General features: G+C 42.8%; 17 protein-coding genes. 6 read left to right on the top strand and 11 right to left on the bottom strand.

Annotated features, from left to right (window positions below; genetic code table 11):
- Positions 1-31 precede the first annotated feature (31 nt).
- The 6 genes from OHT75_RS06310 to OHT75_RS06285 all read right to left on the bottom strand — a co-directional run bounded on the left by OHT75_RS06310 (position 32) and on the right by OHT75_RS06285 (position 5,334).
- Positions 32-364, bottom strand: coding sequence for a DUF2956 domain-containing protein (locus OHT75_RS06310; protein ID WP_264725642.1), 333 nt, complete (start codon positions 362-364; stop codon positions 32-34).
- Positions 361-825 (bottom strand): tRNA (uridine(34)/cytosine(34)/5-carboxymethylaminomethyluridine(34)-2'-O)-methyltransferase TrmL, encoded by a 465-nt coding sequence (trmL, locus tag OHT75_RS06305; protein ID WP_264725641.1) that lies wholly within the window; start codon positions 823-825, stop codon positions 361-363. The genes OHT75_RS06310 and trmL overlap by 4 nt, the downstream gene beginning before the upstream one ends.
- Before the next feature lie 85 nt (positions 826-910).
- Positions 911-1,648, bottom strand: a complete 738-nt coding sequence (locus tag OHT75_RS06300; RefSeq protein WP_264725640.1) for a type 2 periplasmic-binding domain-containing protein — start codon at positions 1,646-1,648, stop codon at positions 911-913.
- A 106-nt stretch (positions 1,649-1,754) separates the two neighbouring features.
- Positions 1,755-3,128 (bottom strand): ATP-binding protein, encoded by a 1,374-nt coding sequence (locus tag OHT75_RS06295; RefSeq protein ID WP_264725639.1) that lies wholly within the window; start codon positions 3,126-3,128, stop codon positions 1,755-1,757.
- The gene (locus OHT75_RS06290) at positions 3,128-3,814 is read right to left on the bottom strand and encodes a response regulator (RefSeq protein WP_264725638.1); all 687 of its coding nucleotides are present in this window, start codon (positions 3,812-3,814) and stop codon (positions 3,128-3,130) included. Before OHT75_RS06290 ends, OHT75_RS06295 begins: the two co-directional genes overlap by 1 nt.
- 83 nt (positions 3,815-3,897) lie before the next feature.
- A complete protein-coding gene (locus tag OHT75_RS06285) occupies positions 3,898-5,334 on the bottom strand; it encodes a cytochrome C biosynthesis protein (RefSeq protein ID WP_264725637.1) in 1,437 nt (478 codons plus the stop codon).
- A 280-nt stretch (positions 5,335-5,614) separates the two neighbouring features.
- Between OHT75_RS06285 and OHT75_RS06280 the strand changes: the two genes are divergently transcribed.
- Both OHT75_RS06280 and fieF read left to right on the top strand, forming a co-directional pair.
- A complete protein-coding gene (locus OHT75_RS06280; protein ID WP_264725636.1) occupies positions 5,615-6,103 on the top strand; it encodes a Spy/CpxP family protein refolding chaperone in 489 nt (162 codons plus the stop codon).
- 229 nt (positions 6,104-6,332) lie between these two features.
- A complete protein-coding gene (fieF, locus tag OHT75_RS06275; RefSeq protein WP_264725635.1) occupies positions 6,333-7,202 on the top strand; it encodes a cation efflux pump FieF in 870 nt (289 codons plus the stop codon).
- Between the two features lie 69 nt (positions 7,203-7,271).
- Here the strand turns inward: fieF and glnG are convergent, their stop codons facing one another.
- The 5 genes from glnG to typA all read right to left on the bottom strand — a co-directional run bounded on the left by glnG (position 7,272) and on the right by typA (position 13,084).
- Positions 7,272-8,684 (bottom strand): nitrogen regulation protein NR(I), encoded by a 1,413-nt coding sequence (glnG, locus tag OHT75_RS06270; protein WP_264725634.1) that lies wholly within the window; start codon positions 8,682-8,684, stop codon positions 7,272-7,274.
- A gap of 32 nt (positions 8,685-8,716) precedes the next feature.
- Positions 8,717-9,754, bottom strand: a complete 1,038-nt coding sequence (gene glnL / locus OHT75_RS06265; protein ID WP_264725632.1) for a nitrogen regulation protein NR(II) — start codon at positions 9,752-9,754, stop codon at positions 8,717-8,719.
- Positions 9,755-9,890: 136 nt separating this feature from the next.
- Positions 9,891-10,418 carry a DUF4124 domain-containing protein gene (locus tag OHT75_RS06260; protein ID WP_264725631.1) on the bottom strand — a complete coding sequence of 176 codons (528 nt, stop codon included), beginning with the start codon at positions 10,416-10,418 and terminating at the stop codon, positions 9,891-9,893.
- Positions 10,419-10,802: 384 nt separating this feature from the next.
- Positions 10,803-11,114 carry a pyrimidine/purine nucleoside phosphorylase gene (gene ppnP, locus OHT75_RS06255; RefSeq protein ID WP_264725630.1) on the bottom strand — a complete coding sequence of 104 codons (312 nt, stop codon included), beginning with the start codon at positions 11,112-11,114 and terminating at the stop codon, positions 10,803-10,805.
- 152 nt (positions 11,115-11,266) lie between these two features.
- Positions 11,267-13,084, bottom strand: coding sequence for a translational GTPase TypA (gene typA, locus OHT75_RS06250; protein WP_264725629.1), 1,818 nt, complete (start codon positions 13,082-13,084; stop codon positions 11,267-11,269).
- Positions 13,085-13,645: 561 nt separating this feature from the next.
- Between typA and glnA the strand changes: the two genes are divergently transcribed.
- The 4 genes from glnA to glpK all read left to right on the top strand — a co-directional run bounded on the left by glnA (position 13,646) and on the right by glpK (position 19,304).
- Positions 13,646-15,055, top strand: a complete 1,410-nt coding sequence (gene glnA / locus OHT75_RS06245; RefSeq protein WP_264725628.1) for a glutamate--ammonia ligase — start codon at positions 13,646-13,648, stop codon at positions 15,053-15,055.
- An 807-nt stretch (positions 15,056-15,862) separates the two neighbouring features.
- Entirely contained in the window at positions 15,863-17,215 is a 1,353-nt protein-coding gene (locus tag OHT75_RS06240; RefSeq protein WP_264725627.1) for an outer membrane protein transport protein, read from the top strand.
- Between the two features lie 72 nt (positions 17,216-17,287).
- Positions 17,288-17,716 carry a nuclear transport factor 2 family protein gene (locus OHT75_RS06235; protein ID WP_264725625.1) on the top strand — a complete coding sequence of 143 codons (429 nt, stop codon included), beginning with the start codon at positions 17,288-17,290 and terminating at the stop codon, positions 17,714-17,716.
- Positions 17,717-17,816: 100 nt separating this feature from the next.
- A complete protein-coding gene (gene glpK / locus OHT75_RS06230; RefSeq protein WP_264725624.1) occupies positions 17,817-19,304 on the top strand; it encodes a glycerol kinase GlpK in 1,488 nt (495 codons plus the stop codon).
- The last annotated feature ends 16 nt before the right edge of the window (positions 19,305-19,320 follow it).

Raw genomic sequence — 19,320 nt, 5'->3', positions numbered from 1 at the left:
AGTGACAAAATGAGTGGCTAGGGTTAAAACATTAACCCCAAATATACCAAGCAAAACATATCCAGCTTAATGCCAACAGACAAATTAATCCCCATACCACGGGCGTCATCTGGGTTGGCTCATCAAATTCTAACTCTAATTCGGGCTCATCATGCTGAGCATGTTGTTTATGTTTTGCTTGTTGTTTACGCGCTTTATCACTTTGTCTGGCTTTTGCCTTTTGTTGTTTTTTATAGACAGCAATGCCCTTTTCAATGCCAGTGGCAATCAGTTTAGTTTGTTCTTTTGTTTGGCCTTCTTTTTGGGTCGATTTAGCAATATTTAATGCTTGTTGCTGAGTCTCAATTGAAATGGGTGGCTTCATTGAGCACCTACAAAATCAAGTTGCCGCCAGGCTTCATAACTAATAATGGCAACTGAATTGGATAAGTTAAGGCTGCGGCTATTGGCTGTCATCGGAATACGCAGCCTTTGCTCTAAAGGAGTTGCGTTAATAATATCCATAGGTAAGCCACGGGTTTCTGGGCCAAATAACAATACATCATCTTCGGCAAAGGCGATTTGGGTGTGCGGACGACTGCCTTTAGTTGTGCAAGCCATGATGCGTTTTCCCGCCATCGCGACGAGAAAATCTTGATAATTTTTATGGCGCGTTACACGTGCTAAATCAGCATAATCTAAACCTGCACGACGTAATTTCTTTTCCTCTAAATCAAAACCAAGAGGCTCGATAAGGTGTAAATGTGAACCATTGTTGGCACATAAACGAATAATGTTTCCCGTGTTTGGGGCGATTTCTGGCTCGTAAAGGGCGATATGAAACATGCTGACCTACCTCAAAAAATATCGGTGCATTATAGCTGAACTTGTCACAAGCTCCATGATTAACTGCGTTTATTGATGCTAAGCTTCAAGGTGTTGCCATTAAAGTGCTGAGATCTTTTAACGGGCGAAATCCCTGACGCTTTAATTGTGACAGGGCAAAGTTGCTGTCTTCGCATTGTTTATTGACCCAAACCCCGATAGGAAAGCTTCGCAACACTAGGGCTGAATCTTGAATCAATGCGCTAGGAAAACCTATTTTTTCGGTAGCATAGTAAATGGCATTCATATCACCGTATACATAGTCGACACGGTTTTTAAGTAATAAATTAACCCCTTGCTCTAGGGTGTCGACTAACACGAGTTTCGCTCCCGCATCGACAAATTCTTTAGCCACACCTTTAAGCATTTGCATACGCAGTTGGGCCACGACTTTGCCTGATAATTCATTGCCTATAAACACTTCGGGTTCGGCTAGTCTAAATAGTTTTAGTTCAATTTTTTCTTTAAGTAGCGGCACCAAAACATGATCTTTACCGGGGGTAATGGGCGGGTAAAAACTTAAACACCATTGCCCTTGATCTACCCGATTATGAGCCCTAGCTGGTGACAAAAACTGCGGATGAATACTGACTGGGGAGTGGATGAAAACTTGGGCTAATTTATCATATGCCGTACCGTGTTCGGGTTGATTTTCAGTCAGGTAAGGCGGATATTCAAGGGCGATAACATTAATCGCCTGAGCATAGGAATGCGGCGCAACAAAAATGGCGGCAAGAAATAAAGGGATTGATTGGACAATTTTGAGAAAAGCCTGAGAGTGCATGAATATCCTTATTCGTTAAAGGTAAAGCGTTTTATGATATCGAATAATGATAGCAGTTTTTTTTAGCGTGACTTATGCATTTGTGTGTCATTTATTTCATCGTGCTTTAGTAGCGGTTAAGTGGCAATGCAATGCGGATCAGTAAACCCTGAGGCGAGGTGTTCATCGCTTCAATATTGCCTTTGTGTATATGAATAGCAGCTTGGGTGATGGCTAAGCCCAACCCCCATCCACCGCTGTTTCTGTCGCGGGCATCATCAGGGCGATAAAAGGGTCTGAAAATGGCGCTAAGTTCTTTTTCATCAATCCCTTTGCCATCATCTTGGATTTCGATGATGACTTGTTCACCTTTGAGCGCGGCAACCACGTTAACGTGTTTCTGCGCGTAGCGAATCGCATTGCGTAATACGTTTTCAATAGCGCGGCACAAAGGTTTTGGATAATGCTCAAATGCAAGTTGGTCATCAATATCAATATGCAGCTGCTTGTGTTGTTGTTCTGCTTCAAACTCAGCATCATCTAGCACTTGGCTGAGGGTTTCACTCAATTCTGCATGAATTCGAACCTCGCTAGCATTCAGGGTGACCCTTGAAAGCGTTAACAGTTCACCGATTAAGTCATCTAATTGGGTGGCTTCATATTCGATACGCGTTAATTCTGTGGTGTCTTGGCCTTTTTTACGCGCTAATGCCAGTGACAGTTTTAAGCGGGTTAAGGGGGTTCTTAGCTCATGAGAGATATCGCCCATCAGCCTTTGTTGATTGAGCATCATGGCTTCAATTGAGTCAGCCATACTGTTAAAGGCCTGAGCCAATTGGCCTATTTCATCATTTCTACCTGTGGTTGCTTTGTCCGCACGGTGCGAAAAATCACCTTTAGCCAGTGCGTTCGCACTGTATTTTAAGCTGTTAAGTGGTTTGCTGAGATGCCAAGCAAGCAGTCCGCATAATAAGCCGGAGAATAAGATTGCGATGGAGGCGGTGAGTAATTTGTTTTCCGAAAAATATAAAAACCAAGGTCGGGGGTGGTTGGCGGGGACTCTGCCATATACCTGATAGGATTGTTGATTAACACTGAACGCGAGCGGTCCAAATACCAGCTCATTTCTAAACTGGTGACTAATAGGCTGTTTTGCATCCTCTGCCATCAATAAGAATTGTCTTAATGACCGTGGGACTTTACGGCTATTGATCACCTGACCATTGTCATTGGCGACATAAATGCGTAATGGTCTGTCGCGCTTTGAATATTGTCGTTGGAGCTGATATAGCTTATCCGTGGTCAGAATATCCGGTGACTGTTGAATATCCTCAACAACTTGATGAAGCGCTTGCTGTAAGCGTGCCTCTAATGGCGCGCGATCATGGCTTTGCAGTATCATCGGCAGCATTAATACTAATGCGATAGTCAGCGAGCTGCATAGCCAGAAGCCAATAAGCAACTTAAAAAATAATCTATTAAGTGGGGCGGTTGCGCGCATTATGGGATCCAAATGTAACCTTTACCTCGCAAGGTTTTTACTCGTGCGCGGCCATCGGTTCGTTCGGGCAGTTTTTTGCGCAAGTTAGATAAATGCATATCTAAACTGCGGTCAAAGGGCATCAACTTTTTGCCCAACACATTTTCGCTTAAGGTTTCTTTGGTGACTAACTCTCCCGCACAGGATAACAGATTCAGCAATAAGCTAAATTCAGTCGATGTTAAGATGATTAACTGATCGTTACAAAAGGCTTCTTGGCGAGTAGGGTCTAGGCATAAATCACCCAGTGCAACTGAGTCAGTCGCCACAGAACCTTGTCCGGTGGTGTTTGCACGGCGCAAAATTGCCCGAATACGCGCAATTAACTCACGATCATTGAATGGCTTGGGTAGGTAATCATCAGCGCCAATTTCTAAGCCGATAACTCGGTCAATTTCATCTCCGCGAGCCGTTAACATCAATACGGGGGTTTGTTTACGTTTACGGATGCCTTTTAACACTTCAAAGCCGCCCAATTGGGGCAGCATGACATCGAGTAAGATAAGGTCGAAGTCTGAATGTAATGCTAACGCTAACCCCGCTTGACCATCATGAGCTTGGCTGACGACAAACCCTTCCATTTCTAAAAGTTGGGTTAATAATTCTGATAATCCGACATCATCGTCAATAAGTAAAATTCGATTCATTTCAGCCCTCAATCTGCATTTAAACACTTTAGCTTAAGGTGGGCTGAGATGACATCATCATTGCACAGTTTTACATTAGTCGATTATTTGAATTTTAATACTTGAGCCAATTTGACGATGACAAAGGTCAAGATAATGGCACCAATAATCAGCCCTATAGATAACACAGGGTTTTGCAGTGACATGGGGTCAATAACTAACATCCCCCCAAGCCCTAGCATCATGATCCCTGACATCAGTTTAAGTTTTTCACCTTCTTTTTCTGTTAGTTTACGCTTACCTAATGTCATAGAAAACACGATCACTATAGTTGCTAATGGAATAACATACACCACGTTATACGCAACCAGATACAAATAGCGCTCCATAACGTCTAAGTTTGAAATCGAGAGTACTGAGGTGTAAATCATCGGGAAGCCAGCAGTGCATAATAGTTCATACGCATTCGCTAAAATGGCTAATACGGATGAACCGACAATCATAGTGGGTAATGAGCTGGCCTTTGATAATTTGCCCATGCGTTTAATTAGGCTGCCTCTATTTTCCACCGACATAGATAAACTGACATCACCTCGGCCAAAAAAATAGTCTTTAATATTTACCGTGGCAGCCACTAATGCCAGTATGCCTGCACAGGTAATAATAATGCCGCCATCGCCACCACCAAGCAGTTGGAATAAGTTAAGCCAGGCGCTCATGAAGATAAAGTAAATAAAGCCAGAGAAAAACACAAAAATCCCCCCGACCAATAACATGCGTTTTTTACTGCCAGCATTCACCATAATACTGAGTAAAAACAGTAATACGAAAAAAGCACAGGGATTGAATGCATCGACACCAGCCAGCACAACCGTTAACAAAGGCAGTGACATTTTTTCAGGATGAACTGCGCCGATTAATGGAATATCCACGGGTTGTACATGCGGCTCTGAGGCTTGCTCTGTATCGCTATCTGAGCTGTGTTGGGTCATTCCACAGGTGCTTGCTACGCCATCATCTGCGTTGCTGGTTTCTGCACAGGTGCCAAATAGTGGCTCATCAGCTTGGCTATTTAGGGTAAGAAAATCTGCAAGTGTATTACCTATTTCAGGCTGTCCGCCTTGTTTTTTGTAGCAATCAACTAAGCGTTCAACAATGTATTGCCCAGTAACCTGATGACTGTTGTAACCAATGATGGCTTCGCCGCAAACGGCAAAGTAGGGCACAGATTTAGGTTCACTGCCAGTCAGTTTACCCATTTCCATGAGCTTATCGACATTGCCGGGCTGACTAATGAGATAGTCTTCTACTGCGATCCAATCAAATCGTTCACCTAAAGCATCAATGAATGGATGGGCTTTTCGACAATGTGGACAGGTTTCTGACCAGAAAAAATGCAGCTTGATAATCGTTTGGTCGGCTTGCTGAGTCATCCAAATCGCATCGTTTTGGGGTGATGCTTGTGCTGCAGGGGGAGTCAATGCAGCTGAAAATAATAATATAGCAAACAAGACCCAAGAGCGTGTGAAAGTCAGATTCATGATAGACCTTAAGTAAGAAATACAATCTTTAGTGAATTTTATGCTTAAGGCATGGCGTTGTAAGAACGAGGTTGCCGTTACGTTAACTTGCTCTCATTAAATCACAATATTTACAGTAATTTGTTAGCTTGATCACTGACTCATTTTTATAGCTTTACATAGCTTTACGCTCGTCACACCCTCATTGACATTGCAATGGCTACACTAGGTCTCATGTTGTGAACTTTGCCAACATTCATTTCGGCTTAATGAATAAGCCATCATCAACGAGGTAATTGTTATGAAAACACGTTTTCCTATTAAAGCGGGTCTTGTTGCACTGATTGCAGGCTCTGCATTATTGACTGGTCAGCTTTATGCACAATCAGCAGAGCAGCCAACAGCCGATGCGCAGGTTGAGAGGCAATCAGCGGGTAAATATGAACATGGACACCACAGAGGTGGCATGCATAAGATGCTCCGTATGTTAGATCTAACTGAAACACAAAAAACAGATGTAAAAGCGATTGTTGAAAAATACAAAGCACAACGTCCAGAAAAACCGTCAGCAGAAGTCAGAGCCGCTAATAAAGCACAGATGGTGAGTGTGATCACCAATGCTAATTTTGATGAAGCCAAGGCGCAAGAGTTGATTGCAGCCAATCAAGAGCGCAAAGCAGCGAAAATGCTACAGCATATGAAAATGCAAAATGAGATTTACCAGTTACTGACCCCTGAGCAACAGGCTAAGTTTACTCAACGCATAGAAAAACAAGGCAAAAAACGCTAGTTACTCTTCACTGTACCTCAGCGACAAATCGTTAAGTTTGGGCCAGTTGCGCTTCATCGTGACATGATGTTAAAAGCTCAACAGGCCCGAATGATTAACTTAATGTTTGCTGCTTTCATCACACTTTCAGCGCGTTATCTTGTTAAAAGATGTAAACATTGTCGAAGCACTACCCGGATAATTGCTATGATTAAGCCAATTAGTGATGAATGATTGGATGAATCCGGTAATGAAAACCAACCAAAATTATGATTTTTGGGTCAAATTAGCCAGCCGAGCCTCAGTGGTGGTTGCGCTAGGCTTGATTGTGATAAAGCTCATTGCATGGTTATATTCAGGCTCGGCAAGTATGTTGGCGTCTTTGACGGATTCATTCGCTGATGCGATGGCCTCTATCATTAACTTTATCGCTATTCGCTATGCAATTGTCCCTGCGGATAAAGACCATCGATATGGCCATGGTAAAGCTGAGCCACTGGCGTCGTTAGCGCAATCGGGATTTATTTTAGGTTCAGCTTGTATTTTGCTGTTCTATGGCGGTGAAAAGCTGATAAACCCCGTGCCAGTTACCCATGCCACTATAGGTGTGGTGGTATCAGTTATTGCAATTGTTGTGACGCTAGGATTAGTGTTATTGCAGAAAAAAGCCCTAGAGCAAACCAGCAGTTCGGTTGTTGAAGCGGATTCATTGCATTATAAATCGGATTTATTTTTAAATTCGGCCGTATTACTGGCATTGGTGTTAGCCAACTATGGCTGGTGGTGGGCCGATGGCTTGTTTGCTGTATTGATAGCACTCTTTATTGGACAACAGGCAATCGATTTGGGCTACCGTTCAATACAAAGTTTGCTGGATAGAGAGCTTGATGCTGAAACCCGAGAGCAAATTAAAACCTTAGCGTTAGCCGATAGTCATGTAAAAGGCATACACGATTTACGTACGCGTCAGTCAGGTAAAACCATTTTTATTCAATTGCATTTAGAGTTAGACGGCAAACAACCTTTATTTGATGCCCATCGAATTGCCGATGCAACAGGGTTAAGAATTAAGAACGCCTTTGAGGAGGCGGAAGTGATTATTCACCAAGATCCCGTTTAGATGACCCCTGCTGCACAGAAGCCTAGGGCAGATTCTAGGCTTCATGCTATGTAATCTAAGCGTGCTAAGTTACTCCATCGATAACTCTTTGAGTTTACGTGTTAGCGTATTACGCCCCCAACCTAAACGTTTTGCCGCTTCTTGCTTGTGACCTTGAGTATGCTTTAAAGCCGTTTCAAGTAATATGCGTTCAAAAGCGGGCTGAATTTCAGTGAGCAGATCATTTTCACCCGCACTGAGTTTTTCATCAATCCAACTTGTCAATGCAGACTGCCAATCCCCATGACTTGTTTGGGTGTGGTGGTTTGAAACCGGATCTTTGAGTAATTCTGGTGGTAGATCTTGAGGTAGAATTTCCTGTCCCGATGCCATCACGGTCAGCCAACGGCAGGTGTTTTCTAGCTGACGTACGTTACCTGGCCAAGGCAGTTGTGACAATTTAGCCGCCGTTTCTTTGGTTAATATTTTCGGTTCTACGCCAATTTCTTTTGCGGCTGAATTGAGGAAATGATTGGCTAATTGAGGGATATCTTCACGGCGTTGTGATAACGGCGGTAAGTGCACTCGGATCACATTGAGACGATGGAATAAATCTTCACGGAAAGTCCCTTTTTGCACCAGTAATTCAAGATTTTGGTGAGTTGCCGCGATAATGCGCACATCCACCTGTACCGCTTGATGTCCGCCTACGCGATAAAATTGGCCGTCAGACAGCACGCGTAATAAACGCGTTTGCACATCTAGCGGCATATCGCCAATTTCATCTAGAAACAATGTACCGCCATTGGCTTGCTCAAAACGTCCTTGACGCACATTTGCCGCGCCGGTGAACGCGCCTTTTTCATGGCCAAAAAGTTCGGATTCGATTAAGTCTTTAGGAATTGCCGCCATATTAAGTGCGATAAAGGATTTATCTTTTCGAGGGCTGTGCTTATGCAGTGCACCAGCAACTAACTCTTTACCTGTACCAGATTGGCCATTAATTAATACACTAATGGATGAGCGAGATAAGCGTCCAATGGCACGAAATACCTCTTGCATCGAAGGTGCTTCGCCAATAATTTCAGGGGTTTTTACGGCGGTTTCAGCTGGGGCGGCGGGTGTTTGTTCGGTTGCATGGGTCAGCGCGCGCTCAACTAACGAAATGGCTTCATCAATATCAAAAGGCTTTGGCAGATATTCAAAAGCCCCCGCCTGATAAGCACTCACAGCGCTGTCTAAATCCGAATGCGCGGTCATTATAATGACCGGAATATGCGGATAATGCAGCTGTAATCTGTCTAATAGTGTGAGTCCATCCGTGCCTGGCATACGTATATCAGAGACGATGACTTGTGGTTGTGAATGCTCTAACGCTTGCCATAACGATTCGGCAGCCGCAAAGCTGGCACTGCTAAGCTTGGCACCGGATAGCGCTTTTTCTAGCACCCAGCGAATGGAGCTATCATCATCTAAAACCCATACTTGTTCGCTTATTGTCATCTTGCTACCTCGTTCTGCCTTTAGGTCTAAAATTATTGTAATGGCAGCGTAATAATAAATTCGGTATGGCCAGGCGCAGAGACACAGTCAATGCGGCCGCCATGCAGTCTTGCAATGTTGTGCGCTATCGACAATCCTAAGCCTGATCCATCTTCTCGCCCCGTGACCATAGGATAAAATAGGGTATCCATGAGCTCGGGAAGTATTCCAGGGCCGTTATCGATAATTGATAACGCCAAAACCAGCCTGTATCTCTGAGTGCCAATGGTCACTTGATGTTGTGTACGGGTTTTTATCAAAATTTCACCACCACCATTGTCTAATGCTTGAATCGCATTTTGGACAATATTAAGCACGGCTTGTTGAAGTTGATCAGGATCCATCTGAATATCGGGGATTGAGGGATCATAATCTCGTTTTAAGGTGATGTTTTCGGGTAATGCCATTTCAACCAATTTGAGCACTTTTTGCACCACTTGGTGGATATTATGCTCTGTGTGTTGCGTTGGGCGTTGGGGGCCTAATAATCTGTCAACCAAACTGCGTAAGCGGTCGGCCTGCTCAATAATTAAATGAGTGAACTCCTTTAATTCAGGTGAGTTCAGCTCCCTTGATAAGAGTTGTGCAGCACCTCTTAATCCCCCGAGCGGATTTTTAATTTCGTGGGCTAAGTTGCGCACTAAATATTGGGCTGCTTGTTGCTGTGCATCCATATTAAGTTGCTGGTGGATACGACGTTGTTGATCCACTTGGCGCAGCTCTAAAATACTGAGATTTTGCTCATTCTCAATAGGAATTAACGTAAGATCTATGGTGTGATGTTGGCCATCTAAGGTGATCAATGCAGCGGTGTTAACGGTAATACCTTGGTTTGACGACACCGCATCACGCAGAATATGTTCATCAACACCTAAAAATTGATATAAATCGGGTAGGCGTAATTCCAGCAGCTTATGGTTAGCGACAGCCAATAGTTGTTCAGCTGCTGCGTTGGCAAAGCGTGGTTTAAGGTTAGTATCAATGACTAACACCGCAGTGACTAAATGATTTAGTAGGTTATTGGTGTCCATTTGCCGTCCTGAATATTGGGTTGCACCATCATGGTGCACCAATGTGGTGCATGCTGCAAGCCAGTTTCATCAAGCAAATGTTATTTTGGGCAAAGTGGTTGTTAAATTAATACATTGTTTTTAATGAAATTAATAACTAACCCCCTCTCGGGGTAGGCCGCTTGACCAACGTTGCTTGATGAAGATAGATGGTTCTAGGAGAGCTAGATGCAAGGACTTTGCCGTTTTGATCTAAGGCTTTCACCACAATGGCATGTTCACCACGATAAATGCCTTCAAGGTTAAACGTTGTGGATGTTTGAGGTTGGGCTTTTATTTCACCATCGATAAATAAGGCTAAAAACATCCCCCGTAATAATTTAGGTGCAACACTGACAGTGACATCGAATTTACCTTCATTGCTGCGAATGGTTTCTTCATGGGTTGGCGAAATAATCGTTATCGTCGTTTGTGCGACAGCGTCATCAGGTTCGATAGGAGAGGTTATTTTGGCTTCACGCAGCTCAATGGTATTTTGAGTATTTTGTTTAACCTCGACAAGCTCTGCATTTGGCTGTGGCTCATCGCTATAATGTACCTTGCCATTTTCATCAACCCAACGATACACAGCTGCGCTGCTGCAAAAGCTAATGCTAAGTAGGCTGAGCAATATAATAAGTCGCATCTTGATCCCTTTCTCATCGAGTACAACTGCTATAGTAGACTTTTTTGAACCAAAAACTAGCATAGTTTATTTAGACTGATTTACCAAAAATACTCGGCTAATAAGGAGACTGGGTTCCGTTTGTAAAATCATCAGACAGCAGTATGTGTAGGCCATCAAAAAATCTGGCTATGGTAAAAATTTTACAAACGAGAATGAGCAGTTATTTATTATCATTGGTAGTCGTGCTTATTCTGGGTGTTTATATTGAGAGAGTGATATGGAGTCATCAATAAAATGGTGATGTCTCAAGGGTAATCATTTTGAAGCGTTAGCGGGTAGATTAAGATAGCCCTGAAAATGCTTTCAAGGCTAAGTTTGCCATAAAAGGGTATCAATGATGGCTTAATGGTAACTGCAACAATATTCCGCCACAGCGTTTGTACGAATACTAAAGCTTACGCCTGCAGCTAATTCAAAATGAGTACCAGCTGGGAAGTTAGTCCATTCAGATGCATCTGGTAGCAGCACTTCAAAATTGCCTGATGTGACTTGCATGACCTCTGCTTGAGAGGTTGAAAACGTATATTCACCAGGCAATACCACCCCCAAGGTTTGTTTCGAACCATCGGTAAAAAAGACTGCCCGACTAGTTACTTTCCCATCAAAATACACGTTTGCTTGTAGTGCCACATTGACATTTTCTAACATATTCACCCACTCCATAAAATAACTTGGTGTGAATTTATATCTATTTATTGTGAATATCTAGTTATTTTTTAATGTTTCGGTTCTCTATATAAAACCATTAGATACAAAAAAGCCCAGAATAATCTGGGCTTTAAATTCAACTCAAATAAGCTGACTGATTACGCACCAGCGCGGTTATGGCGCTTACGTTCGTTTTCAGTTAAGTATTTCTTACGAACACGGATGTTCTTCGGTGTTACTTCTACTAATTCGTCATCATCGATGAACTCAAGCGCTTGCTCTAAAGTCATGTTGATTGGCGGAGTTAGTACTTGTGCTTCATCAGTACCAGACGCACGCATGTTAGTCAGCTGCTTACCTTTCAAACAGTTAACTGTTAGATCGTTTGAGCGAGCGTGAATACCCACAACTTGACCTTCATACACTTCAGCAGCGTGACCGATAAACAAACGACCACGGTCTTGTAAACCGTATAGTGCGAATGTCAGTGCCTTGCCCGTTGCGTTTGAAATTAATACACCGTTAGCACGTTGACCAATGTCACCGCCTTTATGAGGTGCATAGTGATCAAATGAATGGTAAATCAAACCAGTACCAGAAGTGGCTGTTAAGAACTCAGTTTGGAAACCGATTAAGCCACGGCTTGGGATAATAAAGTCGATACGTACACGACCCTTACCATCAAGTTGCATGTCTTTCATTTCAGCTTTACGGGTACCTAATTTTTCAATCACAGTACCTTGATGCTCTTCTTCAACATCAACCGTTACGGTTTCAAATGGCTCACATAATTCACCATCAATTGTCTTAAGAATAACTTCTGGGCGTGATACGGCTAACTCATAACCTTCACGACGCATGTTTTCAATTAGGATTGATAAGTGTAATTCACCACGGCCCGAAACACGGAAACGGTCTGGACTGTCAGTTTCTTCAACACGTAATGCAACGTTATGAACTAATTCTTGTTGTAAACGCTCAAGAATATTACGTGAAGTAACATACTTACCTTCTTTACCCGCGAACGGAGAAGTGTTTACTTGGAAAGTCATGGTTAATGTTGGTTCATCAACAGATAACGGCGGTAATGCTTCAACTTCAGTTACGGCACAAACCGTATCAGAAATTTTTAGCTCACCAAGACCAGTAATTGCAACGATGTCACCCGCGTTAGCAATTTCAACTTCAGTACGGTCTAGACCCATGTAACCTAATACTTGGCCCATTTTACCATTACGTTTCTTACCGTCAGCACCGATCACAGTAACCTGTTGACCCGTTTTAACGCTACCACGCTTGATACGACCCACACCGATTACACCCACGTATGAGTTATAGTCAAGTTGTGAAATTTGCATCTGGAAAGCACCTTCAGCGTCAGCGTCAGGGAAAGATACTTTTTCAACGATTGTTTGGAACAAAGGTGTCATGTCTTCGCTTGTGTCTTCAGGATCTAAAGTCGCGAAACCATTTAATGCTGAAGCGTAAACGATAGGGAAGTCTAACTGTTCGTCAGTTGCGCCTAGGTTGTCGAATAAATCGAAAACTTGGTCGATAACCCAATCAGGACGTGCGCCAGGACGGTCAATTTTGTTGATAACAACAATTGGCTTAAGGCCTTGGGCAAACGCTTTTTTAGTCACGAAGCGAGTTTGTGGCATTGGGCCATCAACTGCATCTACTAGTAATAAAACGGAGTCAACCATAGACAGAACACGTTCAACTTCACCACCGAAATCGGCGTGACCTGGTGTGTCTACGATGTTAATACGGTAGTCGTTCCACTTGATGGCAGTGTTTTTTGCCAGAATGGTGATCCCACGTTCTTTTTCAAGATCGTTTGAATCCATCACCCGCTCAGTAGCTTCTCCTCGAGATGCAAGGGTTCCTGACTGCGCCAGCAACTTGTCTACCAGGGTTGTTTTGCCATGGTCAACGTGTGCAATAATGGCGATGTTACGTAAATTCTCTAGCACGGATAAAACCTCTATACCATCAAACAAAAAAGGAATTATTTACAGTCGCAATTAATTATAGCCACCGTAAAAAAGCGTGCCATTCTACTCCAGCAAGGCTTCAGTAGATAGGATTTTTTTTGAACACCTACTATTTTCACACGTTTGGACAGATATATTTCGACTTATCTGGGCTAAATGGTCAATTTCATTGCGCAAAGCTTGATAAACATTAAGAACACAGTTTTCTGAATTAGGTTTGGTAAATTGTTATCTAAGTGCACTTTTTGCTTAGGAGTCTCTATATACTCGACATGTTCAATTACAGTGCAGCTCATTTAATTGTTGCTCTATATTGGTGCAACTGTGGATCTTTTTGGTGCGTTTTGATAATTATTTCACAATGCTAAAAAATCAAATCTATATAATTCAGTTGGTTATATTTTTGGCACAAAAATAGCTAAGTAAGTGACATCATGTGAACATTACTGTTTTACATTGGTTTATCTAAGTAAGTGTACTTGGTAAACAGTAAGATTAAATTAAGAAGGGAATACCCTTGACCCTACCGGAGGCTTGAGAATGTCAGTTGAATCAGTATTAAAGCAACTTCAAGAATTAGAAGTTAAGTTTGTTGACTTACGTTTTACCGATACTAAAGGTAAAGAGCAGCACGTATCTATTCCAACTCATCAAGTTGACGCGGATTTTTTTGAAGACGGCAAAATGTTTGACGGTTCTTCTATTGCAGGCTGGAAAGGCATTAACGAATCAGACATGGTATTAATGCCTGATGCATCAACTTTCTTACTTGATCCTTTCACAGAAGAAACCACTGCGCTTATCCGTTGTGATATTTTAGAGCCAGGCACTATGACTGGTTATGACCGTGACCCACGTTCTATTGCTAAAAAAGCAGAAGAGTATTTAAAGTCTACTGGTATTGCTGATACAGTTCTTATTGGTCCAGAGCCAGAGTTCTTCTTATTTGACGACGTACGTTTTGGTACTGATATGTCAGGTTGTTTCGTGAAAATCGACGCAAAAGAAGCGGCATGGAACTCTGCAAAAAGTTATGAAGAAGGCAACACGGGCCACCGTCCAATGGTGAAGGGGGGTTACTTCCCAGTAGCACCAGTTGACTCATCACAGGATTTACGTAGCGCGATGTGTTTAGTGCTTGAAGAAATGGGTCAAGTTGTTGAAGCGCATCACCATGAAGTTGCTACAGCAGGTCAAAACGAAATTGCAACCCGTTTTAACACACTGACTAAGAAAGCGGATGAAATCCAAATTCTAAAGTATGTTGTTCACAACATGGCACACGCTTATGGCAAAACTGCCACCTTTATGCCTAAGCCAATCGTGGGTGACAACGGTAGTGGTATGCATGTGCATCAGTCATTATCTAAAGATGGCGTAAACTTATTTGCTGGCGACAAGTATGCTGGTTTAAGTGACATCGCACTTTATTATATTGGCGGTATTATCAAACACGCTCGTGCATTGAATGCCTTCACTAACCCAAGCACTAACTCATACAAGCGTTTAGTGCCACACTTTGAAGCGCCAGTTATGTTAGCTTATTCAGCGCGTAACCGTAGTGCGTCAATCCGTATTCCTGTGGTGCCAAGCCCTAAAGGTCGTCGTATTGAAGCGCGTTTCCCAGACCCACATGCAAACCCATATTTAGGTTTTGCTGCGTTGCTAATGGCAGGTCTTGACGGTATCCAAAACAAGATCCACCCTGGCGATGCAATGGACAAAGACTTGTATGACCTACCAGCTGAAGAAGCGGCAGAAATTCCACAAGTGGCAACGTCTTTAGAAAACGCACTTGAAAACTTACAAGCTGACCATGAGTTCTTAACTAAAGGCGGCGTGTTCAGTGAAGACTTTATTCAGTCTTATATCAAACTGAAAACAGCTGAAGCTGAGCGTGTAGCACGTACAACTCATCCATTAGAGTTCGAAATGTACTACAGCCTATAATCTTATCTGCTAACTCTTTAGTGCATAAGTAAAACAAACCCTGTTAACGCAGGGTTTTTTATTTTCAGTCCTAAACCGCCGACTTCAGTAGGTGGTTATCTTCAATTCGGCTCTGCCTGAAGTACGTTCAATGGTATTGAGGAGTCAGGTAATGTTTAACGACTTATAAGCACGCCGAGGTTGCTTCCATGGCGGCTCGCTTACGCATTCATGCGTTACACGGCTTATCAGTTCTGTTGAACATAGCTTATAAACTCAAGTGATAGGTGAGCTTTGCTAATGGTGCGGTATAAGCTTCTAAATCAGGGATGATTTAGTTGAGCCTATAGGGATATATTTACGGCGTCTTGTATCTTACGATAGGAAAGCTCCCTTTTAGGGAGTGATATTAAAGCCACCTTTTTCAGAAGGTGGATTATTTACTGGCTATTTTACAATTAGTTACAAGCTATTTGGCCAAAAAATTAACGTGTTTTGCGTTTTTATTCTCTTTTTTCAGCTTACTGCTGTACCAAAAATAACGCCATCTTTTTTACCTTACCTACTGATAATTAAGGTTAATTAATATCTCTGGATGATTGTTTAATTTATTCAGTCAACAGTGCTTTAAAAAATGGATATTTTCAGCACATTTTGTGAGCGGGTTATCGGTATTTCAACAACAAATATGGTTCGGCATTTATCCCTTGGCTGTTGCATTAAGGCTTTTTATCCGTAAACTTGCTGCGAATAAATGTCGAGCATTTACTCTATAAGATCGTTTGATTGAATATAATCGGCATAAAAAACAACGAATAAGAGAATATAATGAAAAAAACAATACTTACTTTGGCTATTTCAGCCATTGTTTTTGGCACGACTTCACAAGCTCAAGCTGCAGGTTTTCAATTAGCAGAATTTTCATCAACCGGTTTAGGTCGCGCATTCGCCGGAGAAGCAGCCATGGCAGATAATGCTTCGGCACAGTCTCGTAACCCAGCGATGCTGAGCTATTTAGAAGGCCGTCAACTGTCAGCTGGTGGCGTATATGTGATGCCCAATATCGATGTAACAGGTGATATTGCGCTTGATTCCCCTTTGTTTGGCGGACAAACGCTGCATATTCCAGCCAGTGCCCATGATGTTGCAGGTGACGCCTTTATTCCTAACTTCTATTATTCTAATCAATTAAATTCGCAATGGACTTGGGGTTTAACGGTTAATTCAAACTATGGATTAGCAACAGAAATTGATCCAACCCACGCAGCAGCTATTTTTGGAAGCAAAACCTCAATCACTACCGTTGAGTTTAACCCTAATATTGCCTACAAATTGGATAATGCATTTAGCGTAGGTGCAGGTTTGCGTGTGGTGTATGGTGAAGGCGAAATTGGCGCAACCACTCCGGCTTGGGTGGGTGCAATTAAAGCCAATCCTGCATTACCTGCGCCAGTTGCTGGTCGCTTACCTGATCCTGGTACAAGCCTTAAATCGATGAAAGGTGATGATATCAGTGTCGGTTGGAAAGCCGGAGCAAGCTGGCAAATCAACGCTGATCACCGTTTAGGTTTGGCTTATCATAGCGGTGTGGAATTAGAGTTAGACGGTCATGCTTCTGGTTTACTTTATGATGGCGGTCAAAATGTGTCGATTGAAGGATATTTACCGATTGAGCTGCCTGCTTTTGCTGAATTAGCTTCTCATCATCAGCTTACTGAAAAATTTGCCATGCATGCTAGCGTAAACTGGACCCAATGGAGCGTTTTTGATCAATTAGTGGCTTATTTTCCTGGTGAGCAAAAGCCGATTGGCGATATAGAATCAGATTTAGTTAAAAACGAAAACTTTAAAGACAACTGGCGTTATGCTGTTGGCGGCACGTATTTATTGAATCATGATTGGATTTTAAGAGCGGGTATGGCGTTGGATCAAACGGCTGTCGAAGATCAATACCGCACAACGACGATTCCAGATACTGACCGTTTATGGTTTAGTGTGGGCGCGGGCTACCAAGCAACTAAAAATCTTACCGTAGACTTTGCGGTAACTTATATCAAAATGTATGGTGATGCGCCTATCAGCGAAGAGCAGGATTTAGCGGGCTTAGCTTCAGTGACCTTTAATGGCGAAGCCACAGGTGATGTGTTGCTTGCGGGTGTACAATTGAGCTATAAAATGTAACTTTATGCTTGTTATCCTATATTAGCCTCGCATTGCGGGGCTTTTTTACATTGATTTTATTTAAGGACCATCATGGCGAAATTTATCTGGGTTGTGTTGATTTTGGGGCTGGGATTTGCCGTTCAAGCCAATGAAAAATCCCAAATGGTCACGCAATTTGTAGAGGCATTTAATGAGCGCGATCCTGAGTTAATGGGGCAGATGGTAACCAAGGAGGCCTATTGGTTTGATGTTACCCGAGCGGGGATGACCAGCCAAACAACGTCTAGGGATGAGCTGGTTAAATCAATGAAAGATTATTTCGCTGATGCAAATAGAGCCCATTCTAGGGTAATTAAATCTGTTACTTCGGGGGATTTTGTCAGTACAGTAGAACAGGTTTCTTGGCAACAAGAGGGTGAGTGGTTGTCCCGTTGCAGTATTGGGGTGTACCTTTTTGAAAACCAAAAAATTGCTGCTGTGTGGTATTACAAAGCCCATCAATGTGACACAACCAATTAAATTTGTTTGCTTTGTTAAAAAATTCACGCTCAATTTTTAGCTATTTTCTTTTTACGCTAATCTAGACTTAGGTTTTTTCCTCCGATAAAGAGAGCTTCATATGACAGCAAAAAAATACATTGTTGCTTTAGATCAGGGAACCACGAGTTCTAGAGCGATTGTGTTCAACCATCAGGCTGACATCGTGGCTATTTCGCAACGGGAATTTACCCAGTATTACCCCCATGCGGGTTGGGTAGAGCATGATCCGATGGAAATCTGGTCCTCGCAGAGCTCTTCATTAGTCGAGGTATTAACCCGAGCAGGCATTCATCGTCATGAAGTGGCCGCAATGGGTATTACTAATCAGCGTGAAACAACTATTGTTTGGAATAAGCACACTGGCAAGCCGATTTATAATGCCATTGTGTGGCAGTGTCGTCGCAGTCAGGCAATTTGCCAACAATTAAAAGCACAAGGTGTTGAAGCGCAGATCCGGCAAAAAACCGGCTTAGTGCTAGATCCGTATTTTTCAGCGACAAAGATTCAATGGATCTTAGAGAATGTGGTAGGTGCACGAGAGCAGGCTAATGCGGGGGAGTTATTATTCGGCACTGTCGATACTTGGCTAGTATGGAAGTTGACACAAGGTAAGGCGCACGTGACGGACCCCACCAATGCATCACGTACCATGCTATTTAATATCCATAGCCAGCAGTGGGATGACGACTTACTTAAATTGTTCAATATTCCAAGGCAAATGTTACCTGAAGTTAAATCTTCCTGTGAAGTCTACGGTGATACCGAGCTTGCCGGCGGTCAGGGCATTCCGGTTGCGGGCATGGCCGGGGATCAGCAAGCGGCATTATTTGGTCAACTGTGTCTGCAACCTGGCATGGTAAAAAATACTTATGGGACTGGCTGTTTTTTACTGATGAATACCGGTGATAAAGCCGTTGAGTCAACCCATGGTTTGTTAACTACGGTGGCGATTGGTGATAAAGGTCAAGCTTGTTATGCCCTTGAAGGTTCGGTATTTATGGGTGGGGCAATTATTCAATGGCTACGGGATGAATTAGGCATAATACAAGAGGCTTATGATACCCAATATTATGCTAATAAAGTCAGCGACACTAATGGGGTTTATGTGGTTCCAGCATTTGTCGGATTGGGAGCCCCCTATTGGGATGCCGATGCTAGGGGGGCCATTGTTGGTTTAACCCGTGGTGCAAATCGAAATCATATTATTCGCGCGGCATTAGAGTCAATTGCCTATCAATCCCATGATTTACTCGATGCGATGAGTAAAGATTCTGGGGTAGCATTAACCCAAATTCGAGTCGATGGCGGTGCGGTGGCAAATGACTTTTTAATGCAATTTCAAGCCGATATCAGCGATGTGCATGTGTTAAGACCTAAAGTCAGTGAGACGACCGCTATGGGCGCCGCATTTCTGGCGGGATTGGCCGTCGGAGTATGGAAATCAACCCAGGAATTACAATCCATTTTAGCGACAGATCGCATCTTTACTGCCACAATGGATAAGGGTTCACGACAAACCTTGTATCAAGGTTGGCTTAAAGCCGTTAAACAGGTTAGCACCCAATAATGCCATTAAAGTAAAA

It is taken from the genome of Shewanella subflava, assembly GCF_025971955.1.
Lineage (GTDB): Bacteria > Pseudomonadota > Gammaproteobacteria > Enterobacterales > Shewanellaceae > Shewanella > Shewanella subflava.
This window is presented reverse-complemented; position numbering and strand designations above follow the sequence as displayed.

What these genes read in the sequence shown, in the direction of transcription:
- OHT75_RS06310 (WP_264725642.1), bottom strand. Translation starts at nt 364, where the DNA reads ATGAAGCCACCCATTTCAATTGAGACTCAGCAACAAGCATTAAATATT.
- trmL (WP_264725641.1), bottom strand. Translation starts at nt 825, where the DNA reads ATGTTTCATATCGCCCTTTACGAGCCAGAAATCGCCCCAAACACGGGA.
- OHT75_RS06300 (WP_264725640.1), bottom strand. Translation starts at nt 1,648, where the DNA reads ATGCACTCTCAGGCTTTTCTCAAAATTGTCCAATCAATCCCTTTATTT.
- OHT75_RS06295 (WP_264725639.1), bottom strand. Translation starts at nt 3,128, where the DNA reads ATGCGCGCAACCGCCCCACTTAATAGATTATTTTTTAAGTTGCTTATT.
- OHT75_RS06290 (WP_264725638.1), bottom strand. Translation starts at nt 3,814, where the DNA reads ATGAATCGAATTTTACTTATTGACGATGATGTCGGATTATCAGAATTA.
- OHT75_RS06285 (WP_264725637.1), bottom strand. Translation starts at nt 5,334, where the DNA reads ATGAATCTGACTTTCACACGCTCTTGGGTCTTGTTTGCTATATTATTA.
- OHT75_RS06280 (WP_264725636.1), top strand. Translation starts at nt 5,615, where the DNA reads ATGAAAACACGTTTTCCTATTAAAGCGGGTCTTGTTGCACTGATTGCA.
- fieF (WP_264725635.1), top strand. Translation starts at nt 6,333, where the DNA reads ATGAAAACCAACCAAAATTATGATTTTTGGGTCAAATTAGCCAGCCGA.
- glnG (WP_264725634.1), bottom strand. Translation starts at nt 8,684, where the DNA reads ATGACAATAAGCGAACAAGTATGGGTTTTAGATGATGATAGCTCCATT.
- glnL (WP_264725632.1), bottom strand. Translation starts at nt 9,754, where the DNA reads ATGGACACCAATAACCTACTAAATCATTTAGTCACTGCGGTGTTAGTC.
- OHT75_RS06260 (WP_264725631.1), bottom strand. Translation starts at nt 10,418, where the DNA reads ATGCGACTTATTATATTGCTCAGCCTACTTAGCATTAGCTTTTGCAGC.
- glnA (WP_264725628.1), top strand. Translation starts at nt 13,646, where the DNA reads ATGTCAGTTGAATCAGTATTAAAGCAACTTCAAGAATTAGAAGTTAAG.
- OHT75_RS06240 (WP_264725627.1), top strand. Translation starts at nt 15,863, where the DNA reads ATGAAAAAAACAATACTTACTTTGGCTATTTCAGCCATTGTTTTTGGC.
- OHT75_RS06235 (WP_264725625.1), top strand. Translation starts at nt 17,288, where the DNA reads ATGGCGAAATTTATCTGGGTTGTGTTGATTTTGGGGCTGGGATTTGCC.
- glpK (WP_264725624.1), top strand. Translation starts at nt 17,817, where the DNA reads ATGACAGCAAAAAAATACATTGTTGCTTTAGATCAGGGAACCACGAGT.